Origin of the sequence: Cognatundibacterium jejuense (genome assembly GCF_014284255.1) — a bacterium.
In the GTDB taxonomy this organism is placed as follows: Bacteria; Pseudomonadota; Gammaproteobacteria; order Burkholderiales; family Burkholderiaceae_D; genus Undibacterium; species Undibacterium jejuense.
The window spans coordinates 498,438-519,597 of sequence record NZ_JACOFV010000001.1; the positions used below are offsets into that span (position 1 = coordinate 498,438).

At 44.9% G+C, this 21,160-nt stretch carries 20 protein-coding genes; all 20 read left to right on the forward strand.

All coding sequences use genetic code 11. The annotated features are described in order from the left end of the window. Positions 1-226: 226 nt before the first annotated feature. The 20 genes from rpsB (at position 227) to H8K32_RS02365 (ending at position 21,081) form a co-directional block, all read left to right on the forward strand. Positions 227-973 (forward strand): 30S ribosomal protein S2, encoded by a 747-nt coding sequence (gene rpsB / locus H8K32_RS02270; protein WP_186910826.1) that lies wholly within the window; start codon positions 227-229, stop codon positions 971-973. A gap of 135 nt (positions 974-1,108) precedes the next feature. Beyond that, positions 1,109-1,990 (forward strand): translation elongation factor Ts, encoded by an 882-nt coding sequence (gene tsf / locus H8K32_RS02275; RefSeq protein ID WP_186910827.1) that lies wholly within the window; start codon positions 1,109-1,111, stop codon positions 1,988-1,990. Positions 1,991-2,212: 222 nt separating this feature from the next. Continuing rightward, complete coding sequence (pyrH, locus tag H8K32_RS02280; protein WP_186910828.1) at positions 2,213-2,929, forward strand: UMP kinase; 717 nt, start codon at positions 2,213-2,215, stop codon at positions 2,927-2,929. Between the two features lie 87 nt (positions 2,930-3,016). Further along, on the forward strand, positions 3,017-3,577 hold the full coding sequence (gene frr, locus H8K32_RS02285; RefSeq protein WP_186910829.1) for a ribosome recycling factor: 561 nt from the start codon (positions 3,017-3,019) through the stop codon (positions 3,575-3,577). 371 nt (positions 3,578-3,948) lie between these two features. After that, positions 3,949-4,764 (forward strand): phosphatidate cytidylyltransferase, encoded by an 816-nt coding sequence (locus H8K32_RS02290; protein WP_186910830.1) that lies wholly within the window; start codon positions 3,949-3,951, stop codon positions 4,762-4,764. A 4-nt stretch (positions 4,765-4,768) separates the two neighbouring features. Further along, positions 4,769-5,962, forward strand: a complete 1,194-nt coding sequence (ispC, locus tag H8K32_RS02295; protein WP_186910831.1) for a 1-deoxy-D-xylulose-5-phosphate reductoisomerase — start codon at positions 4,769-4,771, stop codon at positions 5,960-5,962. Continuing rightward, the gene (gene rseP / locus H8K32_RS02300) at positions 5,959-7,326 is read left to right on the forward strand and encodes an RIP metalloprotease RseP (protein ID WP_186910832.1); all 1,368 of its coding nucleotides are present in this window, start codon (positions 5,959-5,961) and stop codon (positions 7,324-7,326) included. The genes ispC and rseP overlap by 4 nt, the downstream gene beginning before the upstream one ends. 70 nt (positions 7,327-7,396) lie before the next feature. Continuing rightward, positions 7,397-9,748 carry an outer membrane protein assembly factor BamA gene (bamA, locus tag H8K32_RS02305; protein WP_186910833.1) on the forward strand — a complete coding sequence of 784 codons (2,352 nt, stop codon included), beginning with the start codon at positions 7,397-7,399 and terminating at the stop codon, positions 9,746-9,748. A gap of 92 nt (positions 9,749-9,840) precedes the next feature. Next, positions 9,841-10,317 carry an OmpH/Skp family outer membrane protein gene (locus H8K32_RS02310; protein WP_186910892.1) on the forward strand — a complete coding sequence of 159 codons (477 nt, stop codon included), beginning with the start codon at positions 9,841-9,843 and terminating at the stop codon, positions 10,315-10,317. 3 nt (positions 10,318-10,320) lie between these two features. Next, positions 10,321-11,382, forward strand: coding sequence for a UDP-3-O-(3-hydroxymyristoyl)glucosamine N-acyltransferase (lpxD, locus tag H8K32_RS02315; protein ID WP_186910834.1), 1,062 nt, complete (start codon positions 10,321-10,323; stop codon positions 11,380-11,382). Then, on the forward strand, positions 11,379-11,843 hold the full coding sequence (gene fabZ / locus H8K32_RS02320; protein WP_186910835.1) for a 3-hydroxyacyl-ACP dehydratase FabZ: 465 nt from the start codon (positions 11,379-11,381) through the stop codon (positions 11,841-11,843). Before lpxD ends, fabZ begins: the two co-directional genes overlap by 4 nt. Further along, complete coding sequence (gene lpxA, locus H8K32_RS02325) at positions 11,843-12,631, forward strand: acyl-ACP--UDP-N-acetylglucosamine O-acyltransferase (protein ID WP_222612982.1); 789 nt, start codon at positions 11,843-11,845, stop codon at positions 12,629-12,631. Before fabZ ends, lpxA begins: the two co-directional genes overlap by 1 nt. 6 nt (positions 12,632-12,637) lie before the next feature. After that, the gene (gene lpxB, locus H8K32_RS02330; RefSeq protein ID WP_186910836.1) at positions 12,638-13,798 is read left to right on the forward strand and encodes a lipid-A-disaccharide synthase; all 1,161 of its coding nucleotides are present in this window, start codon (positions 12,638-12,640) and stop codon (positions 13,796-13,798) included. Between the two features lie 105 nt (positions 13,799-13,903). After that, entirely contained in the window at positions 13,904-14,683 is a 780-nt protein-coding gene (locus H8K32_RS02335) for a TatD family hydrolase (protein ID WP_186910837.1), read from the forward strand. Positions 14,684-14,723: 40 nt separating this feature from the next. Next, the gene (locus H8K32_RS02340; protein WP_246447079.1) at positions 14,724-15,422 is read left to right on the forward strand and encodes an ankyrin repeat domain-containing protein; all 699 of its coding nucleotides are present in this window, start codon (positions 14,724-14,726) and stop codon (positions 15,420-15,422) included. A 427-nt stretch (positions 15,423-15,849) separates the two neighbouring features. Then, entirely contained in the window at positions 15,850-17,586 is a 1,737-nt protein-coding gene (locus tag H8K32_RS02345) for an ABC transporter permease (protein ID WP_186910838.1), read from the forward strand. Between the two features lie 93 nt (positions 17,587-17,679). Next, the gene (locus H8K32_RS02350; RefSeq protein ID WP_186910839.1) at positions 17,680-18,984 is read left to right on the forward strand and encodes an ABC transporter ATP-binding protein; all 1,305 of its coding nucleotides are present in this window, start codon (positions 17,680-17,682) and stop codon (positions 18,982-18,984) included. A gap of 296 nt (positions 18,985-19,280) precedes the next feature. Next, a complete protein-coding gene (locus H8K32_RS02355; protein WP_186910840.1) occupies positions 19,281-19,577 on the forward strand; it encodes a hypothetical protein in 297 nt (98 codons plus the stop codon). After that, a complete protein-coding gene (locus tag H8K32_RS02360) occupies positions 19,538-20,329 on the forward strand; it encodes a transglutaminase domain-containing protein (RefSeq protein ID WP_343067920.1) in 792 nt (263 codons plus the stop codon). Before H8K32_RS02355 ends, H8K32_RS02360 begins: the two co-directional genes overlap by 40 nt. Before the next feature lie 83 nt (positions 20,330-20,412). Next, positions 20,413-21,081 (forward strand): thiol:disulfide interchange protein DsbA/DsbL, encoded by a 669-nt coding sequence (locus H8K32_RS02365; protein WP_186910841.1) that lies wholly within the window; start codon positions 20,413-20,415, stop codon positions 21,079-21,081. The last annotated feature ends 79 nt before the right edge of the window (positions 21,082-21,160 follow it).

The following is a 21,160-nucleotide window of genomic DNA, read 5'->3' on the forward strand; positions in this document are numbered from 1 at the left end:
AAAGCAGAATTATAGACGAGGAAGCGGTCGTTCGCAGCTCAGTGTGAAACTTCTTGCTTGAGAAAATCTATAGTTTCATAGTAGAATAGATGGTTAGCTTGTAAAAGAACGGAATTTCCGAGCAAGTTAATTAATTTCTTATCAATCGAATCCGGTCGAAAAGGGTGTTTTTAGATACGTATCTGAAGATCACTGGCTGGATTCAAGACCTAACCCTGGAGTTATTATGTCTGTAACAATGCGTGAAATGCTGGAAGCTGGTGTGCACTTTGGTCACCAAACTCGTTTTTGGAATCCAAAAATGGCACCGTACATTTTCGGTCACCGCAACAAAATTCATATCGTTAACCTGGAAAAGACTTTGTCTATGTACCAGGAAGCGATGAAGTACATCCGTCAATTGTCCGCAAATCGCGGTACAGTATTGCTGGTTGGTACTAAGCGTCAATCTCGTGAAATCATCGCTGCTGAAGCACAACGTGCAGGTATGCCTTTCGTTGATCAGCGTTGGTTGGGCGGTATGCTGACAAACTTCAAAACAGTAAAAACTTCGATCAAACGCTTGAAAGATATGGAAGTATCTGTTGAAGATGGTTCCGTTGAAAAATTGTCCAAAAAAGAAGCGTTGATGTTCCAACGTGAAATGATCAAGCTGCAAAAGTCTATCGGCGGCATTAAAGATATGGGCGGCATTCCTGATGCAATTTTCGTGGTTGACGTTGGTTACCACAAAGGCGCGATCACTGAAGCTGCTAAATTGGGCATCCCAGTTATCGGCGTTGTTGATACTAACCACTCTCCAGAAGGTGTTGCTTACATCATTCCAGGTAATGATGACTCTTCTAAAGCAATTTCCTTGTACGCTCGTGGCGTAGCAGACGCGATCCTCGAAGGCCGTGCAAACGCGGTTAACGAAGTTCTGGAAGCTGTTAAGCCAGGTTCTGATGAGTTTGTAGAAGTTGAGCAAGCGTAATAGTTTGTTCAGGTAAATAAGTTTTGGATTGCTTCGGTAATCTAAAACAAAAAATGGGGCAACAGTCGTTCGCCCTTTTTTTTAAACAAAATTTGATGATCGTGCTTTTTAGCACTACTGAATTAGGAGAATGACATGGCAGCGATTACAGCAGCTTTAGTTGGTGCTTTGCGTGCAAAGACTGATGCACCAATGATGGAATGCAAAAAAGCTTTGACAGAAGCTGAAGGCGATATGGATCGTGCGGAAGAGATTCTGCGTGTAAAACTGGGTAGCAAAGCTTCTAAAGCTGCTTCCCGTGTTACTGCAGAAGGCGTTGTTGCTTCTTATATCTCTGGTGGTGTTGGTGCTTTGGTTGAAGTTAACTGTGAAACAGACTTCGTGACTAAGAATGACGACTTCCTGGCTATGGCTAACACTGTCGCTAAATTGATCGCTGAACACAATCCTGCAGACATCGCTGCATTGGGCGCATTGCCACTCGAAGGCAAAACAGTGGAAGAGGTGCGTGCTGCTTTGGTTGGTAAAATTGGCGAAAACATGTCTTTCCGTCGTTTTGCACGTTTCGAAACACAAGCTAAATTGGTTTCTTACCTGCACGGCACACGTATCGGCGTTATCGTTGAATTTGATGGTGCTGACGAACAAGTTGGTAAGGACGTCGCGATGCACATCGCTGCGATGAAACCAGTATCCTTGTCTACTGAGCAAGTTCCAGCAGATTTGATCGCTAAAGAGCGTTCAGTTGCTGAGCAAAAAGCAGCGGAATCTGGTAAAGAAGCCAAATTCGTTGAGAAAATGGTAGAAGGTGCTGTTTCCAAATTCTTGAAGGAAGTATCTTTGTTCAATCAGCCTTTCGTTAAAAACGACAAGCAAACAGTTGAGCAGATGCTGAAATCTGTTAATTCTTCTGTCAAAGCGTTCACTATGTACGTTGTTGGTGAAGGCATTGAAAAGAAAGTGGATGACTTCGCTGCTGAAGTTGCTGCGCAAGTTGCAGCGGCAAAACAAGCGTAATAAGTCGTTATTAAAAAACGGGCCGAAAGGCCCGTTTTTTTAAGCACGCAGAATATTTTTTAAAAGTTATTTGGTTTGTGTATATTCAATCTTTAAAATATTGACTGAATTCCCTTTAGCGTGCCTTTGCTGTGCCGGTAGTGGTCGGACTTAAGTGTATCCAAATCAAATAGCATTTTTGCTGTTCATCATTTTATTTAACTTTCCAGAAGGAGTCCTATCATGACAAAACCTGCTTACAAGCGCGTGCTCTTGAAGCTCTCTGGCGAAGCCTTGATGGGCGATGACCCATTTGGCATCAATCGTGCCACCATTGAGCGCATGGTGGCCGACGTAGCAGAAATTTCTCGCTTAGGCGTGGAATTGGCCATCGTTATCGGTGGTGGCAATATTTTCCGTGGCGTAGCACCTGGTGCGCAAGGAATGGATCGTGCAACGGCGGACTATATGGGGATGCTGGCAACCGTTATGAACTCTTTGGCTTTGGCAGACGCCATGCGTCAAATTGGTATTACTGCACGCGTGATGTCGGCGATTGCGATTGATCAGGTGGTTGAGCCGTATGTGCGTCCCAAAGCCCTGCAGTATCTTGAAGAAGGCAAGGTTGTGGTATTTGCTGCAGGTACAGGTAACCCATTCTTTACTACAGATACAGCCGCTGCCTTACGTGGATCTGAAATCGGTGCTGAAATCGTGTTGAAAGCGACGAAGGTAGATGGTGTGTACACTGCGGATCCGAAAAAAGATGCTAACGCAACCCGTTTCTCAACCATTTCTTTTGATGAAGCTATTTCTCGTCATTTGCAAGTGATGGACGCGACTGCATTCGCATTGTGCCGTGATCAGAAGTTGCCGATCAAAGTTTTCTCTATCGTTAAACCCGGTGCGTTGAAGAATGTCATTATGGGTGAAGACGAAGGCACACTTGTCCACGTATAATGCAGGATTTGTGATTTAATGATTTAATTTTGATAAGGGTCTTCATTTTTTAAATGGAGATCCTGCATTGATGTACAGGAGGACAGAATGGCAGTAGCAGACGTTAAAAAAAATAGCGAACAAAGAATGCAAAAGTCGATCGAGACTTTGAAATCCGATTTGGCCAAAGTGCGCACTGGTCGTGCCCACACTGGTATTCTGGATCACGTCATGGTTGATTACTATGGTTCGCCAACCAACATCACTCAGGTCGCGAATGTGACCTTGATTGACGCCCGCACTATCGGTGTTCAACCTTGGGAAAAGAAAATGCTGAACGCGATTGAAAAAGCGATTCGCGATTCCGATCTGGGTTTGAATCCATCGAGCCAAGGCGACATGATTCGTGTGCCAACACCACCGTTGACAGAAGAACGTCGTAAAGAAATGGTGAAGCTGGTAAAAACAGAAGGCGAAGGCGCAAAAATTGCGATCCGTAATATTCGTCGTGATGCCAATGAAACGCTGAAAAAAATTCTCAAAGATAAAGAGTGCTCTGAAGATGATGAACGTCGCGCGCAAGATGATGTTCAAAAATTGACTGATAAATTTGTCGCCGAAGTTGATAAATTATTGCTCGAAAAAGAAAAAGAAGTGTTGACGGTTTAAATCCGGCTTTTTACTCTTTATCTGGTATTTGATTGTGCCTGTAAGCACAAAAGAGCGCCCTATGAAAAACACACTTCCTTGTAGATTTGACTCTATTTTTTCTACAAGTTGTGTGTGTTTTTTATTTTCCGTGGGAGTGTCATTGGTGCGAACCGTATCTTTGACGTTCACGGTTATTCCTCTTGCGATTCGCAATTTCTTCTCTCTTATTTTCCTGCCAATTTTGATTTCGATGTTTAGTCAGCTTTTGAGTGATCTCGATGATTCATGTCTGGACGAGGGCAGTGAGAGCCATTTGACCATCAAGTTTAAAACGATGCGTGAATCATCTATCACGCTGACGATGCAAACGTCCTGATAGAAAGTCATTGATGTTAAAAACCCGTATTATTACCGCATTGGTTTTGTTGGCAATATTGTTGCCGATAATGTATCTCGGGAATTTCTGGGCCTTTTCAGCCGTTGTCGTGGCTTTTTTTGCCGCGGCAATTTGGGAGTGTCAGCGCTTATTTAAAAAACCCGGACCATTTTTGATGTCGGCAATCTGGACGGTGTTTTTTGGGTATTTGCTCTTTCATTTGAATAGCTTTTCTACACCTCTGCTATTTGCATTGTGCGTTGCCTTCTGGGTATTAAGACTAACGCCATTGTTGGCAAAGGGATTGCCTGGTTTTGGATTTTCAAATGGCTTGCTGAGTACTCTTTATGGGATTAGCATCTTCGGCTGTTTTATTGCTATCGCAGTGCTGTTTCAACGTTCCCCCTTGTACTTGCTGTCAGTCATGGTGATTGTTTGGGTGGCAGATGTTGGTGCTTATTTTGCTGGCAAGGCCTTTGGTAAGCATAAACTTGCACCAACGATCTCACCTGGAAAGTCCTGGGAAGGTGCTATTGGTGGTTGGTTAGCTGTGCTGGTTCTGGCTGGACTTTCAACATTGGTTCCACAATTGCAGGACACCTTTGCTGCACAATTGTTTGCGCGTAAGGGTTGGATGATTGCGGTCGCATTACTTAGTGTAATTTCTGCAGCAAGTGTGGTTGGTGATTTATTTGAGTCTATGCTGAAGCGTCGTGCGGGTATGAAAGATAGTAGCAATTTGTTGCCTGGCCATGGCGGTGTCCTGGACAGAATCGACGCGTTGATTCCTGTGTTGCCTTTAGCTGTACTTTTAGATTTATGGCGCTAGTATCATGAATAGTAAAAAAAATAAACAACAAGTCTGCATTCTGGGGGCGACTGGCTCCATTGGTGTTTCAACCTTGGATGTGATTGCCCGTCACTCTGATAAATATGATGTGTATGCCTTAACGGCACATACCCAGGTTGAAAAATTAGCTGCACAGTGCGCTCAATTTCATCCCAAAGTAGTGGTGGTCGGGTCTGCAACTGCAGCAGATGGTTTGCGTCAGTTACTTGTAGCGAGCGGCCAGGCTAATATTCAGATCGAATTTGGTGCCGCTGCACTGTGTGCAGTAGCCTCCGCACCAGAGTGCGATATTGTGATGGCGGCGATAGTTGGTGCTGCTGGTTTGCCAGCGTCTCTTGCAGCAGCAGAGGCTGGTAAGAAGGTGCTGCTGGCGAATAAAGAAGCGCTGGTCATGTCGGGCAATCTGTTCATGAATGCGATTAAAGCGCATGGCGCTTCTTTGTTGCCTATTGACAGCGAACATAACGCCATCTTCCAATGCTTGCCACGCTCGTTTGATGGACAACCTGATCAGCATGGTGTTCGCAAGATATTGCTGACGGCATCCGGTGGCCCCTTTTTATATCGTGACATCCAAACCTTAAGCTCTGTCACTCCCGAGCAAGCAGTTGCGCATCCGAACTGGGTGATGGGCAGAAAAATTTCTATCGACTCCGCCACAATGATGAACAAGGGCTTGGAAGTGATCGAGGCGCATTGGCTGTTCAATGTTCCTGCGGATCGTATCGATGTGGTGATTCACCCTCAAAGCGTGATTCACTCGATGGTTTCGTATAACGATGGTTCGGTGTTGGCGCAATTGGGTAATCCAGACATGCGTACGCCAATTGCCTATGGGTTGGCTTATCCGGAACGCATCGATTCTGGTGTTGATGCTTTGGATTTAATCAAAGTTGGGAAACTTAACTTTGAGGCGCCGGATTTCAATCGTTTCCCTTGTCTTGCTTTAGCTTATCAAGCGCTGCAGACAGGTGGTTCAGCACCGACAATTTTGAACGCGAGTAATGAAATTGCCGTTCAGGCTTTCCTGGATGGAAAGATAGGATTTACCATGATTCCTCAAGTCATTGAGCAAAGTCTGCAAAAGATTGTTGTAACCGAGATGACGGATCTTGAAAGTATTTTGGCGGCTGATGCGGAAGCGCGAAGCGTAGCTACTAAACTCGTTTCCCAATGAAGCTCATACAAACAATACTTGCATTTTTAGTCGCTTTAGGGGCCTTGGTCACTATTCATGAATTTGGCCACTATCTGGCGGCCAGATTGTGTGGCGTTAAAGTACTTCGCTTCTCTGTGGGTATGGGGAAAGTGATTTTTTCTCGCAAACTAGGAAAAGATCAGACCGAATGGGCAATTTCCATGTTGCCCTTGGGCGGCTACGTCAAAATGCTCGATATGCGTGAGCAGGGTGATATACCAATACCGCAAGAAGATTTGGCGCGTGAATTTTGCCGTCAATCTGTTTGGAAGCGCATTATTATTGTCGCTGCAGGGCCGGTTGCAAATTTTCTGTTGGCGATTGTTTTGTATGCGGGATTGTTTATACATGGTATTCCTGAACCAATTGCAAAAATCCGAGTCCCATCAAACAATTCTGTCGCCTACGAAGCAGGTTTGCGCCATGGGGACCGGATTTTAAGCATTAATGGTCTCGCGGTGCAAAGTTGGAGCGAAGTGCAGTGGAAATTGATGCAGCGTGCTTTGGCAAAAGGTGCTGCTGAACTTGTTGTTGAACGTCAGGCAAGCGGGGCGTCAAATGGAAAAGAAAGTCGCGTTGTTGATTTACCTTTGCAGCAGTTGAGCGCTAAAGACTTGGAAGGGGATTTCTTATCTAAGCTAGGATTCTCTCTTGCACGACCTGCGGCAATAATTGGCGAGATACTTCCTGGCGGCCCTGCTCAGTTGGCGGGATTGCAGCAAAATGATAGGGTGCTGGCGGTTAATGGAGTCGCGGTTCTTGATGGATTGTCGTTCACGGAGATGGTAAGTGCATCACCTGGCACCCCGTTGAAGCTACATATTCTCAGAAATCAGTCTGAATTTGATATAGTAGCAACCCCTGAGCCAGAGAGTAATGCTGGCACACGTGTCGGGCGCTTGAAAGTTAAGTTAATGCTGGCACCAGAAATGACCGTTGTCAGTGCTGGTCTCTTTGATTCGGTATTGAAGGCGGGTCAAAAGACTTGGGATACTAGTCTGATGAGCTTTAAGATGATCGGGAAAATGCTGGTTGGCGAAATTTCTTTAAAGAATGTGACTGGGCCATTAACTATTGCTGACTATGCGGGTCAGACATCAAGAACTGGTGTGATTAGCTACCTGAGTTTCATGGCATTAATCAGTATTAGCCTTGGTGTAATGAATTTGCTGCCCATACCAGTGTTAGATGGTGGGCATTTGTTGTATTATTCGCTGGAAGTTTTGACGGGGAAACCTGTTTCAGAACGCTTTGGCGAAATTGCCCAACGTGCAGGCTTAGCACTGTTGATGGCAATGATGGCGGTAGCTTTTTTTAATGACATAGTCAGACTAATGTCATAATAGTCGGCTTGATGATAAAAAACTCATTCCAGATAGCAATATTGAGAGTATTGAAAGAACTTTACACCCAATGAAATTACATATCGAGCATTTCACTTTGCCACATTTTCGTCGTCATACTGTAGCTTTGGCTGCGTTGGCTTTATGTTCCGGCAGCGCTTTTGCGATACAGCCATTTACAGTTAAAGATATTCGTGTTGAAGGTTTGCAAAGAACAGAGGCTGGTACCGTATTTAGCTATTTACCCGTAAAAGTGGGTGAAGTATTTGATGATGCTAAAAGTACGACTGCAATTAAGTCTTTATACGCCACAGGATTTTTCAAAGATATTCAGATTGAAGAACAAGACGGCGTTTTGGTTGTCTTACTGGAAGAACGTCCAACTATTGCTGGCGTAGACTTTACTGGTACCAAAGAATTTGAAAAAGATGCTTTGATTAAGGCGCTGAAAGATATCGGTATTGGCGAATCGAAAATTTTCGACAAAGCTACGGTTGATCGCGCTGAACAAGAATTGAAAAAACAATACTTGTCTAAAGGCCTGTATGGCATGCAAATTACAACAACCATCACCCCAGTAGAGCGTAACCGCGTCAAAGTTACGTTCGCAGTGGACGAAGGTGAAATTGCGAAAATTGCTCAAATCAAGATTATCGGCAATAAGGCGTTTTCTGATGGCGAATTGCGTGACGTAATGGCGTTGAACACGCCAACCTGGTTCTCTTGGTACACAAAAGCAGATCAATATTCTAAGCAGAAATTGTCGGGCGATATCGAGGCTATACGCTCGTTCTATCAAAATCGCGGCTATCTTGAGATGCAAATTCTCTCAAGCCAGATTGCGATTACAACTGACAAAAAAGAAATCTATATCACTATCAATCTGGTTGAGGGCGAGAAATACACGGTCTCCGACGTGAAGCTCGAAGGTGAAATGTTTGGTCGCGAGGACGAGTTGGCCTCATTGATGTTGTTGAAGAAAAATGACGTCTACAATGCTGCTCGTTTAACTGAAAGTACGAAGCGTATTTCTGAGCGTTTAGGTAATTTTGGGTACGCGTTTGCTAACGTGAGTGCAAATCCTATCTTAAACAAAGAAAAGAAAGAAGTTGCTTTCGCCGTCGCTGTTGATCCTGGCAAGCGTGTCTACGTTCGCCGCATTAATCTTGCGGGAAATACAAAGACGCGGGACGAAGTAATCCGCCGCGAATTCCGCCAATTTGAAGGTTCGTGGTACGACGGTGAAAAAATTAAAGCATCACGTGACCGTGTTGAGCGTCTGAGTTACTTTGGCGATGTCAAACTGGAAACGCCAGAGGTAGCGACCAGTGCTGATGAAGTTGATATTAGTCTGACAGTCACGGAAAAACCAACTGGTAATTTGACATTTGGTGCAGGTTATTCTAATGCGGAAAAATTAACGCTGACTGGCTCGATTTCACAAGCCAACGCATTTGGTAGTGGAGATACCATCGGCTTGGAAATGAATACCAGCCGCATGAACCGTACTATTGCTTTGTCACATTTTGACCCTTACTTTACTGATGACGGCATTAGTCGTAGCTTAGAAGGGTATTTACGTACGACACGACCAATTATCGGCAGTATTGGTGACTATAAAGTACAAACAACCGGTGGCAACATTCGTTTTGGTGTTCCTTTTTCTGAGGTCGATACTATCTTCTTTGGTATTGGTGTTGAACGAACCACAGTTGATGCCTATCTGAGCAGTCCTTCACGCTATTTGAAATATATAGCGACGTATGGCAAGAATGTTTCTAAAGATCCTACCGATCCACTCTATGGGGTAGGTTCAGCAACGACAAATGCCTTCCCGTTTACGGTCGCATGGCAAAGAGATAGTCGTGATAGCGTCATGACTCCATCTGTAGGACGTTATCAGCGTGCCAATCTGGAGGTGGCAGCTATTGGCGATATGAAATATTATCGTGCAATCTATAATGCCCAATATTTCAAGCCAGTTTACCGCTCCGTTGTGTTGGCATTAAATGGCGAATTTGATTACGGTCATGGCCTCAACGGCAATCCATATCCTATTTTCAAGAACTTTTATGCCGGTGGTATTGGCTCGGTTCGCGGCTATGAACCATCCAGTCTTGGTACTAAAGACCCTAATGGCGATTCGTTAGGTGGTGCAAGTAGAGTCATAGGTAATATAGAATTACAAGTTCCGTTTCCAGGTGCAGACAAATCCTTGCGTTGGTTTACATTCTTGGATGGCGGACAAGTTTTTGACGAAGGCCAAAAAATGCAATTCAAAGATTTGCGCTTTGGTACCGGTATTGGTATAAGTTGGATTTCTCCGGTTGGCCCGCTGAAGCTCAGTTTCGGGCGTGCGTTAAATGCTAAGCCGGAAGATAAAAAGCAAACCTTCCAGTTCCAAATGGGTACAGGTTTTTAATTGCGGCGCCGCAATTTTTGCGTGCTTTAGTTCGAGTTACGGAGATTATTTTGAGTCAACATCTTACCCCGTCCAAATTGTTTCGTCGTTTGATGGTTTGTGCGGCATGTTTTTTTAGCATTGCACAGGCGAATGCGCAAGATTCGAGAGTGGCTATTTTTGATTCTCAGCGCGTCATGCGTGAGTCAGCACCTGCGAAGGCAGCCGAAGCGAAAATTGAACAAGAGTTTTCCAAGAGAGGCAAAGAGTTGCAAGACCTGACTGCTAAGATTAAAGTGTTAGCAGAGAAGCTAGATAAGGATACACCTGTACTTTCAGAGTCAGATCGTATTAAGCGGCAGCGTGAATTAACCGATTTGGATCAGGACATTAAGCGTAAGCAGCGTGTGTTTAACGAAGATCTTAATCAACGTAAAAATGAAGAAATAGCAGCCTTGGTTGATCGCGCAGTGAAAGCTGTCAAAAAGATTGCAGAGGCGGAGAAGTATGACATCGTATTGCAAGATGCCGTTTACTCTCATCCCCGCGTCGATATTACCGATAAGGTTCTTAAAGAACTCTCTAAATAAACAATGACCACGACGAGCACTCGGCTGGGAGAATTGGTCGATCGCTTCGGTGGTCAATTAATTGGATCTCCTGATATAACAGTGACCGGCATTGCGCCTTTAAGCGATGCCGGAGACCTGAACATTACTTTCCTCTCCAATTCAAAATTACGTGCGCAAGCAGCTTCGACCAAAGCTGCAGCTTTAATCTTGACGGAGATGGATCACGCGCAAATTGCGGCTCAGTATTCGGGGGCGTGCATCATTGTGTCGAACCCTTATGTCTACTTTGCACGTGCGGCCCAATATTTTGCGGCGCTGAAGGCAATTCCTCCTGTCCTGGGTGTACATCCAAGCGCTTGGGTGAGCCCGCATGCAATTGTGCCAGCGTCGGCGAGTATTGGGCCGCATGTCAGTATTGATGCTGAGGCGGTGATCGGTGAAGGCGCCGTGATTAAGGCAGGAACGGTGATTGGGCGTGGCGTCACTATTGGCGACAATACTTTATTGCATGCTAATGTGACCGTTTATGACTATTGCGTGGTTGGGGCTGAATGCGTTATTCATTCTGGTGCGGTGATCGGTGCCGATGGTTTTGGATTTGCCAATGATCGGAGTCAATGGGTCAAGATTCCGCAAACCGGACGCGTAGTCATTGGCGATCGTGTCGAAATCGGCGCTAACACTAGTATAGATCGTGGTGCTTTGGCTGACACCATCATTGAAGATGGCGTGATACTCGATAACCAGATTCAGATTGGTCACAATTGTCATATTGGTCAAAATACTGCGATGGCAGGATGTGTGGGTGTTGCTGGTAGCGCCAAGATCGGAAAAAATTGCACGTTTGGTGGTGCGGCAATGGTGCTTGGACATTTGACGATTGTTGATAATGTCCACGTGTCTTCCGCAAGTATGGTGTCGAGATCCATTCTTGAGCCAGGCCAATACACTGGTTTTTATCCTCTCGCAAAAAATGCAGATTGGGAAAAATCCGCAGCCATCGTCAGAAATCTCTCGGGTATGCGTGAAAAAATTCGCCAATTAGAAAAAACAATCAAAACATTGACTGAAAAATCATCATGAAAAAAACACTCAACATTAACGAAATTAAAGAATATTTGCCCCATCGCTACCCAATGTTATTGGTGGATCGCGTGTTGGACTGGGAAGATGGTAAGACCATCACCGCCATCAAAAACGTTACGGCGAATGAAGAATTTTTTAACGGACATTTTCCGAACAAACCAGTGATGCCGGGCGTGCTGATGATCGAAGCTCTGGCACAAACAGCAGCGCTATTATCGTTTTTAACAATGGGGCAAAAGCCTGACGAGAAGACGATCGTGTATTTCCTGGGGATCGACGGTGCGCGTTTTAAACGCCCGGTTGAGCCAGGCGATCAATTGAAAATGGAAGTAGAAATTCTTAAAGTTGCTCGTGGTATTTGGAAATATAAAGCGAAAGGCACAGTAGATGGTCAACTTGCATTAGAAGGCGAGTTGATGTGTACTATGCGCACCACTGATGACAATGCGGAGAAATAATGCTGATCCATCCAAGCGCGCTGATCGATTCCAAGGCAAACCTTGATAGCTCGGTAGAAGTTGGCCCATATTCGATTATTGGCCCTCATGTCAGTATTGGAGCCGGGACCAAAATCGGCTCGCACGTTGTCATCAGCGGTCATACGACAATAGGCAAAGACAATGATTTCCATGCTTTTTCTTCGATTGGTGGCCCGCCACAGGATAAAAAGTATGGCGGTGAGGTTACCTATCTTGAAATCGGTGATCGCAACCTGGTCAGAGAATTTTGTACATTCAATTGTGGTACGGTACAAGATCGCGGCATTACGCGCATCGGTAGCGATAACTGGTTTTTAGCTTATGTTCATATTGCTCATGACTGCACGGTCGGCAACAACACGATCTTTTCCAATAATGCTGCGTTGGCTGGTCACGTGGAAATTGGTGATTGGGTGATCATGAGCGGATTTTCAGCGGTGCATCAATTCTGCAAGATTGGTGCACATGCATTTGTCGGGATGAATACCAGCCTGACCCAGGACGTGCCGCCTTTTGTTCTGCTTTCCGGCAATCCAGCGGTAGCACATGGTGTCAATCTGGAAGGATTAAAACGTCGTGGGTTTGATCGTGAACAATTAAATGCAATTCGCCAGGCCTACAAAGTAATCTATAAATCGGGATTGACATTGGATGAGGCCAAACTGGCACTTGATCAGCAAATCGCTGGCTTGTCTCAGGAGGTTGCGGTGCACGTAAAATCACTACGTGACTTCCTTGATACGTCTACGCGTGGCATTGTTCGCTAGTTGCCTATGTCGTCTACTCATCAGTCAAAGATAGCGATGGTCGCAGGGGAAACCTCCGGCGATATGCTGGCGGCACGTTTGTTATCAGGCTTGCGTCCACGCTTGCCAGATGCTCATATGCACGGTATTGGCGGGCCCCATATGGCGGAGTACGGTTTTGCCAGTGACTGGCCTATGGATAAGCTGTCAGTGCGCGGTTTATTCGAAGTACTGGTGCATTACCGTGAAATCAGTGGGATACGCAAGCAGTTGACGCAACAGTTGTTGATTGAAAAGCCTGACGTATTTATCGGTGTCGATGCGCCAGATTTCAATCTGGATATGGAAGTTAAGCTTAAGCAAGCCGGCATTCCAACTATGCATTACATCAGTCCCTCAATCTGGGCTTGGCGTGGTGGCAGGATTAAAAAAATCGCCGCAGCGGTTTCGCACATGTTGGTGATATTCCCATTCGAAGAACAGATTTACAAAGATGCAGGTATCCCTGCGACGTATGTCGGGCATCCCTTAGCGCAGGTGATTCCACTGGAAATTGATACCAATGCAGCGCGCGAAGAATTGGGACTTGATCCCAGATTTAAAGTGGTAGCGATATTACCCGGTAGTCGTATTTCTGAAATTAAATACAATACTGAAGCTTTCATACGTACCGCAAAGATTTTGCTGGAACGCGATCCGCACCTTCAAATCGTCGTCCCTATGGCTGGTAATAAGCAACGTAGCTATTACATTAAATTGGTCGTGGCGGCGAAGCTCGAAGGGGTTCCAGTCTTGTTGATCGATGGCAGGTCTCACACCGCTATCGCGGCGGCAGATGTTGTGCTAGTGGCATCAGGCACCGCTTCATTAGAGGTCGCACTGTTCAAAAAGCCTATGGTGATCGCATATAAGATGATGGAAGCATCGTGGCAGATCTTGAAGCATATGGGCTACCAGCCATGGATAGGTTTGCCCAATATTCTTGCACGTGATTTTGTGGTACCAGAATTTTTGCAATCTGCGGCAACACCATTAGCAATGGCCGATGCGCTTTGGGAGCAATTAAATAGTGATCAGTTGCAAAGTAGTCTGAAAGAACGATTTACAGAAATGCACCATACCTTGCTGCGCGATACTGCTAATATATCCGCACAGGCTGTTATTGATGTAATCGCTCAGCATCGCTAGTTATTTTTCTAAGTTTCATTGCACACGGGTCACTTTTTGATCTGAGCAATTGACCTTACTATCCTGGCAGCTACGGCTGCCATTTATTTTTTATCTGGTCTCATTATGTACGTAGATTCCCATTGTCATATTAATTTTCCGGAGTTAGCCGGACGCATGCCTGAAATTTTGCAAAAAATGGAAGACAACGGTGTGAGCCACGCATTATGCGTTTCTGTTGATTTACCGGATTTTCCACAAGTGTTAGCGTTGGCAGAGCAATATCCGCATATTTATGCCTCGGTCGGTGTCCATCCGGATTATGAGGAAACACCTGAGCCCAGCGCAGAACAATTGGTAGAGCTGGCGCAGCATCCGAAAATTATTGCCATCGGAGAAACTGGTCTGGATTATTTTCGACTAAAAGGTGATCTGGAATGGCAAAGAGAGCGCTTTCGTCAGCATATACGCGCTTCCAGAATCTGCCGGAAACCCCTGATCATTCACACGCGTGCAGCATCTGAAGATACGATTCGTATTATGCAGGAAGAAGGTGCAGGCGTAGAGCATGGCGGGGTGGCAGGAGTCATGCATTGTTTTACAGAATCTTTAGAGGTAGCGCAGGCTGCTGTTGCAATGGGCTTCTATATTTCATTTTCCGGCATATTGACTTTTAAGAGCGCGAAAGATTTGCAGGCGGTTGCAAAAGCCTTGCCATTGGACAGAATTTTGATCGAAACGGATTCTCCATATCTAGCACCAGCTCCGCATCGTGGCAAAATGAATGAGCCAGGTTTTGTACGTCATGTAGGAGAATTTTTAGCGGATATCAAAGGTATTTCAGTGAATGAAGTGCAGAAAATCACCACGGAAAATTTCTTTAATCTTTTTCAGTTTGCAGCTTAAATTCACAGGATATCTAATTGAAAACGATAGGGTGGTAAAGATGAAAATGATAGTTAACTTTATTGCGTTGAAACCGTTTGGCCGATTGCTTGCGAAAACGATCTGTGGCTTATTTCTTCTGATTGGCGTTCATCACGTAGTGTTAGCTGCGAGTAGTTCTTATGATGATTTTATCTTTGCTGTCAAATTTAATGATCCTGCAACAGTCAGTGGTTTGCTGCAGCGTGGCATGGATCCAAATTCGGTTGACGAGTTGCGCGGCGAATCAGCGTTAATGATTGCGATCAGAGAAAAATCAATGAAGGTGATTGATACTCTTTTGAGTGCGCGCGATATTAAACTTGAACAACATGCTCGCAATGGTGATACGGCGCTGATGTTGGCAAGCTTTTTCGGGAATGTAGAGGCAGTAAAAAAATTGGTTGCAGCTGGTGCTGAAGTGAATCAACCTGGCTGGGCTGCCGTGCATTACGCTGCGGCAAGCGGTAGCGTTGAAACACTGAATTTTTTATTGGAGCATGCCGCATATATTGATTCTGAGTCTCCAAATAAAACAACGCCACTGATGATGGCACTAAATTTTGGAAAGTACGACACAGCAAAAATTTTGATTGATAGCGGTGCGGACATAAGCCTTAAAAATGACGCTGGCATGACAGCGCTCGATTTTGCTAACAAAAGTGAGCGAAATGATCTAATTTTGTTGTTAAAAAATCGTATCTCTACCTCTCAGAAATAGTCTCTGTGACTTTGGTCATTTATTAATGATTTAGTGAATTTTAGAGGTTAAAAATATAAAGATTATTTTGCATCGCATCATATTGTGAACAGGTCTCTCCCTGTGTTAAAGTGCGGGCTTCTTCTCATTGGAATTCGTTCTGTGGATGGTTATAGTTGTCGATCAAACGTCGACCACAACACTGCAATGTAACCGCAGATGTCCTGCTGCTACCTTGCTAAAATGTGGGTAGTAGTTCTCCCGGCATGCGCTGGCTTTTCTACCTGATTCGTCGATATCGAACCGTCGTTTGGCGTGCAAATTTTTGCGTGATCATCCGGCAATAATTTATCCCGGAGTTACTGATGAAGCCTAAGTAACTGAGGAGGTAATTTGTTGCATATGAATGATGCTTTTTTGATGAAACGCTTGCTGCAAGGTGGTATGCATGTTTGAACTATTCAAGCTCCAGACGCGTGACGATGTGGTCGTCGATGATAAAGGTCCTAATCGTTGGGACTGGGCTTTACTACCTTTGATCCTGGCTTTACTCAGTATTTTCGCTTTTGCAGCAATGCAGATGAGCCGACCATTCTCAGTTGGTGAAGCATTGCAAGTTTCTCTCGATCCTTGGTACCTTCCTTACTATTTGCTCAGAACTATTTTGCGCATGTTTACTGCGCTGGGATTTTCTCTTTTATTCAGCTTCGTATTTGCTGCCATTGCGGTGAAGTACGCCGCTGCTGAAAAAATCATGATCCCAGCTTTAGATATTTTGCAGTCCGTACCAATTTTAGGTTTTCAGGCGATTACAATCGCTCCTTTTATTGCCTTATTTCCGGGAAATCTACTTGGTGTTGAGTGTGCAGCCATGTTTGCCATCTTTACTTCGCAAGCGTGGAATATGGCGTTCAGCCTCTATCAATCAATGCGGACGGTTCCTGCTGAACTGCAAGAAGCTGCGCATATTTTTAGATTATCTTCCTGGCAACGTTTCTGGCGACTTGAATTGCCGTTTGCGATGCCTGGCTTGCTTTGGAACATGATGATGTCGATGTCTGGTGGTTGGTTCTTACTGGTAGCGGCTGAAGCGATTTCTGTGGCTGGTCAGGACATCAAATTACCTGGTATTGGTTCGTATATAGCGGTCGCCATCGAAGCCAAGGATGGTTATGCAATTGCGTGGGCAATTGCTGCAATGTTGACGGGTATTCTTCTCTACGATCAATTATTTTTCCGTCCATTATTGGCATGGGCAGATAAATTCCGCTTTGAAGAATCGCAAGGCGAAACGGCGCAGCAATCGTGGTTACTGGATTGGATGCGTAATAGTAGTTGGGTGCGTTCGTGGACAGAGAGTTTCTGGGCATTTTTGAGCCGTGGTTTAGGGTGGTTTAGTGTTACTTACGATGGTACTTCTGAGCGCGCATTGAAAAAGCCGATGAGCCCTATGTGGTCCCGTATTTGGGATGGGCTACTGACTGTCGTCACCTTACTCGCAATTTTCCGTCTGATCAGTTTTATTCACAGTGACGTGGGGATGAGTGAAGTTATCCGCGTCTTCGGGCTTGCTACGATTACGCTGGTTCGCGTAATGCTGTTAATTGGCCTTGCTTCATTGGTATGGGTGCCGATTTCAGTCTGGATAGGCTTACGCCCCCAATATTCGCAAAAAGTCCAGGCTGTTGCACAATTCCTGGCCGCGTTCCCAGTTAATCTCATGTTCCCACTGGTCGTGTTTGTGATGGTGTCGTTAAATCTGACGCCAAACATCTGGCTAAGCCCCTTAATGGTATTTGGTACACAGTGGTATATCTTGTTTAACGTCGTTGCCGGTGCGGCTACGATTCCAAATGAATTGCGACTGGCTGCTGATAACCTGGGTTTGAAAGGTTGGCTGAAATGGAAACGGGTTTATTTGCCTGCGATCTTCCCTAGTTATATCACTGGTGCTATTACTGCCAGTGGTGGCTCATGGAATGCCAGTATTGTGGCGGAATATGTGACCTGGGGTAAAACTACGCTGGTCGCCGATGGTTTGGGTAGTTACATCAAACAAATGACCGAAACCGGTGATTTTCATCGCATTGCTTTGGGTATTGGTGTGATGTGTATTTTTGTTACCTTATTGAATCGTTTTTTCTGGCGTAAATTGTATTTGTTGGCGGAAGATCGTATTCGCTAATGATCATGATGTGGATCAATTTGTGATCACTATTTAATTGCTTAAAACCCTTTGCCGCTTACGTAGACGGAATGTCGTCCGAAAGAAATAAAGATGAATCAAAATTTATTGATAGACCTGCAGCAGGTCGCTAAGTCCTTCAAAGCAACAGACGGCAAGTCCCGTTTGATTCTGGATAAAGTAGATTTTCAATTGAAAGAAGGCGAAATCGTTGCCTTGCTTGGAAAATCGGGTTCGGGTAAGTCCACCTTGCTGCGCATTATGGCCGGCTTGATTCCCGCGGACAAAGGTAAGGTTGCTTATCGCGATAAGGCTATCTTCGGACCGGTCGCAGGGGTGGCGATGGTATTCCAGTCATTTGCTTTGTTTCCTTGGCTGACAGTGCAACAAAACGTTGAATTAGGGCTGGAGGCACAAGGTGTGCCAGCCGAAGAACGTGAGGAACGCGCCGATGCCGTGTTAGAACTGATCGGTCTTGCTGGTTTCGGTGGTGCGTTGCCACGCGAGTTGTCCGGTGGTATGAAGCAACGTGTTGGTATCGCCCGTGCACTGGTGACCAATCCTGATATTTTGTTGATGGATGAAGCTTTCTCGGCGCTCGACGTATTGACCGGTGAAACTCTGCGCAATGATATGTTGGAATTGTGGGATGAAGATAAGATATCGACGAAAGGTATTTTGATCGTTTCGCATAACATCGAAGAAGCGGTGGTGATGGCAGACCGCATTATCATTCTGTCCAGCGATCCGGGTACGATCCGCTGTGAAGTCAAAATTGATTTGCCGCGCCCACGTAATGTTGAGTCGGCGGAAGTACGGGCATTGATCGATGAGGTGTATGGTTTGATGACGATGCGCACGACGCACGAGGCCAGTTCCGAAGTACCAAGTTCTAAACATCTTGGCTATCGCTTGCCAGATACTGACGTTAGCCGTATCGAAGCGATTTTGGATATGGTCGCCGAGGCGCCTTACAATGGTCGTGCCGACTTGCCACAATTGGCGGAAGAAGCAGAATTATCAGATGAAGAACTGTTCCCTACGTATGAAGCCTTGAGTTTGTTAGGTTTTGCAGTTCTGGAAAAAGGCGACATTATTTTGACGCCACTCGGTCGAAAATATTTCGACGCCGAACAGGCAGAGAAACAAGAGTTGTTTGGAGAGCAGTTATTGATGCACGTCCCACTAGCGGCACATATTCGTCGCAAGTTGGAAATGGAAGTAAATGGCAGCTTATCTGAGCAGCCGCTGTTGGAGTTACTGGAAGAATTCCTCAAAGCTGATGAAGCTAAACGCGTGCTGGAAGTGGCGATTGAATGGGGTCGTTATGGTGAAGTCTATGAATACGATTACCACACTGGTCGATTGAAGATGCCAGAACAGGAAGACGAAGAGTAATTCGTTTTTTCTCGCATTCTTCATGTGAAAACGGCAACCTTAATGGGTTGCCATTTTTTATGGTGGACAATTTGATTTGATCCTTGACGCGACGGCTATATATTTCGTTGCATTAGAATCAAAAGTGCGTTGAAAATCATTTTTAAAATTTCCAATATCGCAGAATACGATGTTGTTAATATTACTTAAATTTTAATTTGATGATGTCATCTCGGAAGAGATCATACTCAACTATAATAAATTGCGTGACTTTCCAGAACTTTTCGCCATTCCTTCCTTGTGTTTTTGGTATTAACATGAACTTCACAGGTGCTTTTTTTAAGGCTTTACCCCGTTCGTTTTTTTCTGGCGTGGTTCTGATTTTATTTTTTCTCAATGTCTGTTGCTACGCACACGAATTGAGCGATCAGCAAATCGCAGCCATTGATGCCCACGTGCTGTCTGCTTCACCTGAAGTAGAGGCAGATCGTCAATTGCTGGTAGCCTATCTCACGCAAGGCTTGCATACTGACGCTGAAAAGCCCGTGCTATTTATCGTTGGATTACCGATCGCATCGTCTATGATGCGGATGCTTTTTTATCAGGTCGACTAGAGGATATGAGCGTTGAAGATGTGATGAAAAAGCGCAAGAGCGTTTGCTTTGGGTTTTCTAATCTATTTGAAAAAATGGCAAAAGATGCCGGTCTGGAAGTAATAAGTATTTCGGGTTATGCAAAAGCTTATGGCACTTCCCAAGGACAACATTTCGACAAACCGAACCACGCATGGAACGCAATCCGTATCAATGGGAGTTGGTATTTGGTCGATTCGACGTGGGGAGCAGGGTACATCAAGGACGGAAAATTTAAAAAAGAACTGTCTGAAGCGTTTTTTTTGACGCCGCCAGAGCAATTCGTTTTCAGTCATTTTCCGGTCGATGAGCAATGGCAGTTGCAGAGAACTTCTCATTTATCCCAGCGTGAGTTTGAGTCTTTGCCACAAGTAGAGCCAACCTTTTTTCACAGTAATATTTCACCGATAGAAGCTTGGGAGGCCACCAGAAGTCCTGAGTTTTCCGGAAGTTTTGTGCATACTTTTGAGTTGCCGTATCATCTGGTCTCGATACAAAAAGCACCTGTCATGTATCGGCTTAAGCTCAATCGTACGTACACATTTAAGATCAATGCCACGATTTTTGAAAAAATGGCCCTGGTACAAGCGGATCACTGGCAAGAGATGGAGAAAGACGGTGATTTTTTTACGTTCAACTATAACTCTGAATTGCAGGGACAAATGCTGGTTGTGGGTAAAAAATTTGACTCTGACCAATACACGGCGATATTGGCATATGAATTAAGTCCGTAAATTGAAATAAAAAGAACTTTCGTCAGCTTACTTCGGTGGCGTTATAGCTTCTATTAAAACAAGTCTGTTTTTCTAAGGATTGTATGAGTTTTATTAAATTATCAGTTATCGTTTGTGCTTTTATCTCATCGATAGCCATGGCTTCACCGGTCACGCCGCAGAAAGGCGTTGATTACCTTGGTTTGAGCTCGCCGCAGGAAGTAAAGACAGCGCCGGGCAAGGTAGAGGTGATTGAATTTTTTATGTATCACTGTCCTGCATGTAATGCGCTTGAGCCTGATCTGGCTGAGTGGATAAAGAGGCAGGGTGACAAGGTCACGTTCAGACGTATTCATTTGCCATACCATGGGCCTAAAGATGCAGAAGCGCATTTATTTCTGACTCTGGATGCACTCGGACTTGAGCAAAATTTGCATGCTAAAGTATTAGAAGCATGGCACCAGAATCATCAACCATTACGAACAGACGAAGATAATCTGGAATGGGCGATCAAAAATGGCATTGATAAAACAAAGTTTATTGATGCCTATAATTCCTTTTCGGTAACAACTTCATTAACGCGTTTGGCTAAGGTGGTAGAAAATTACGAAGTAAACAGTACGCCAACGTTTGTTGTTAATGGGCGTTACTTGACTAATAGTTCCATGCTTGCAGAAAGTAACCCGAAAATGAGTCGCGGCGAAGTCACGCAGGCAACGTTTCAGGTGATTGATGCTTTGGTAGCGAATGTGTTAAAAGAGCGAACAAAGTAAAAACCTGTTGGTTTCGTCCACGCATAGCGCTCATTTTCATGGGTGCTTTTTTGGGGACGTTTGTTGATGACGAATGGGA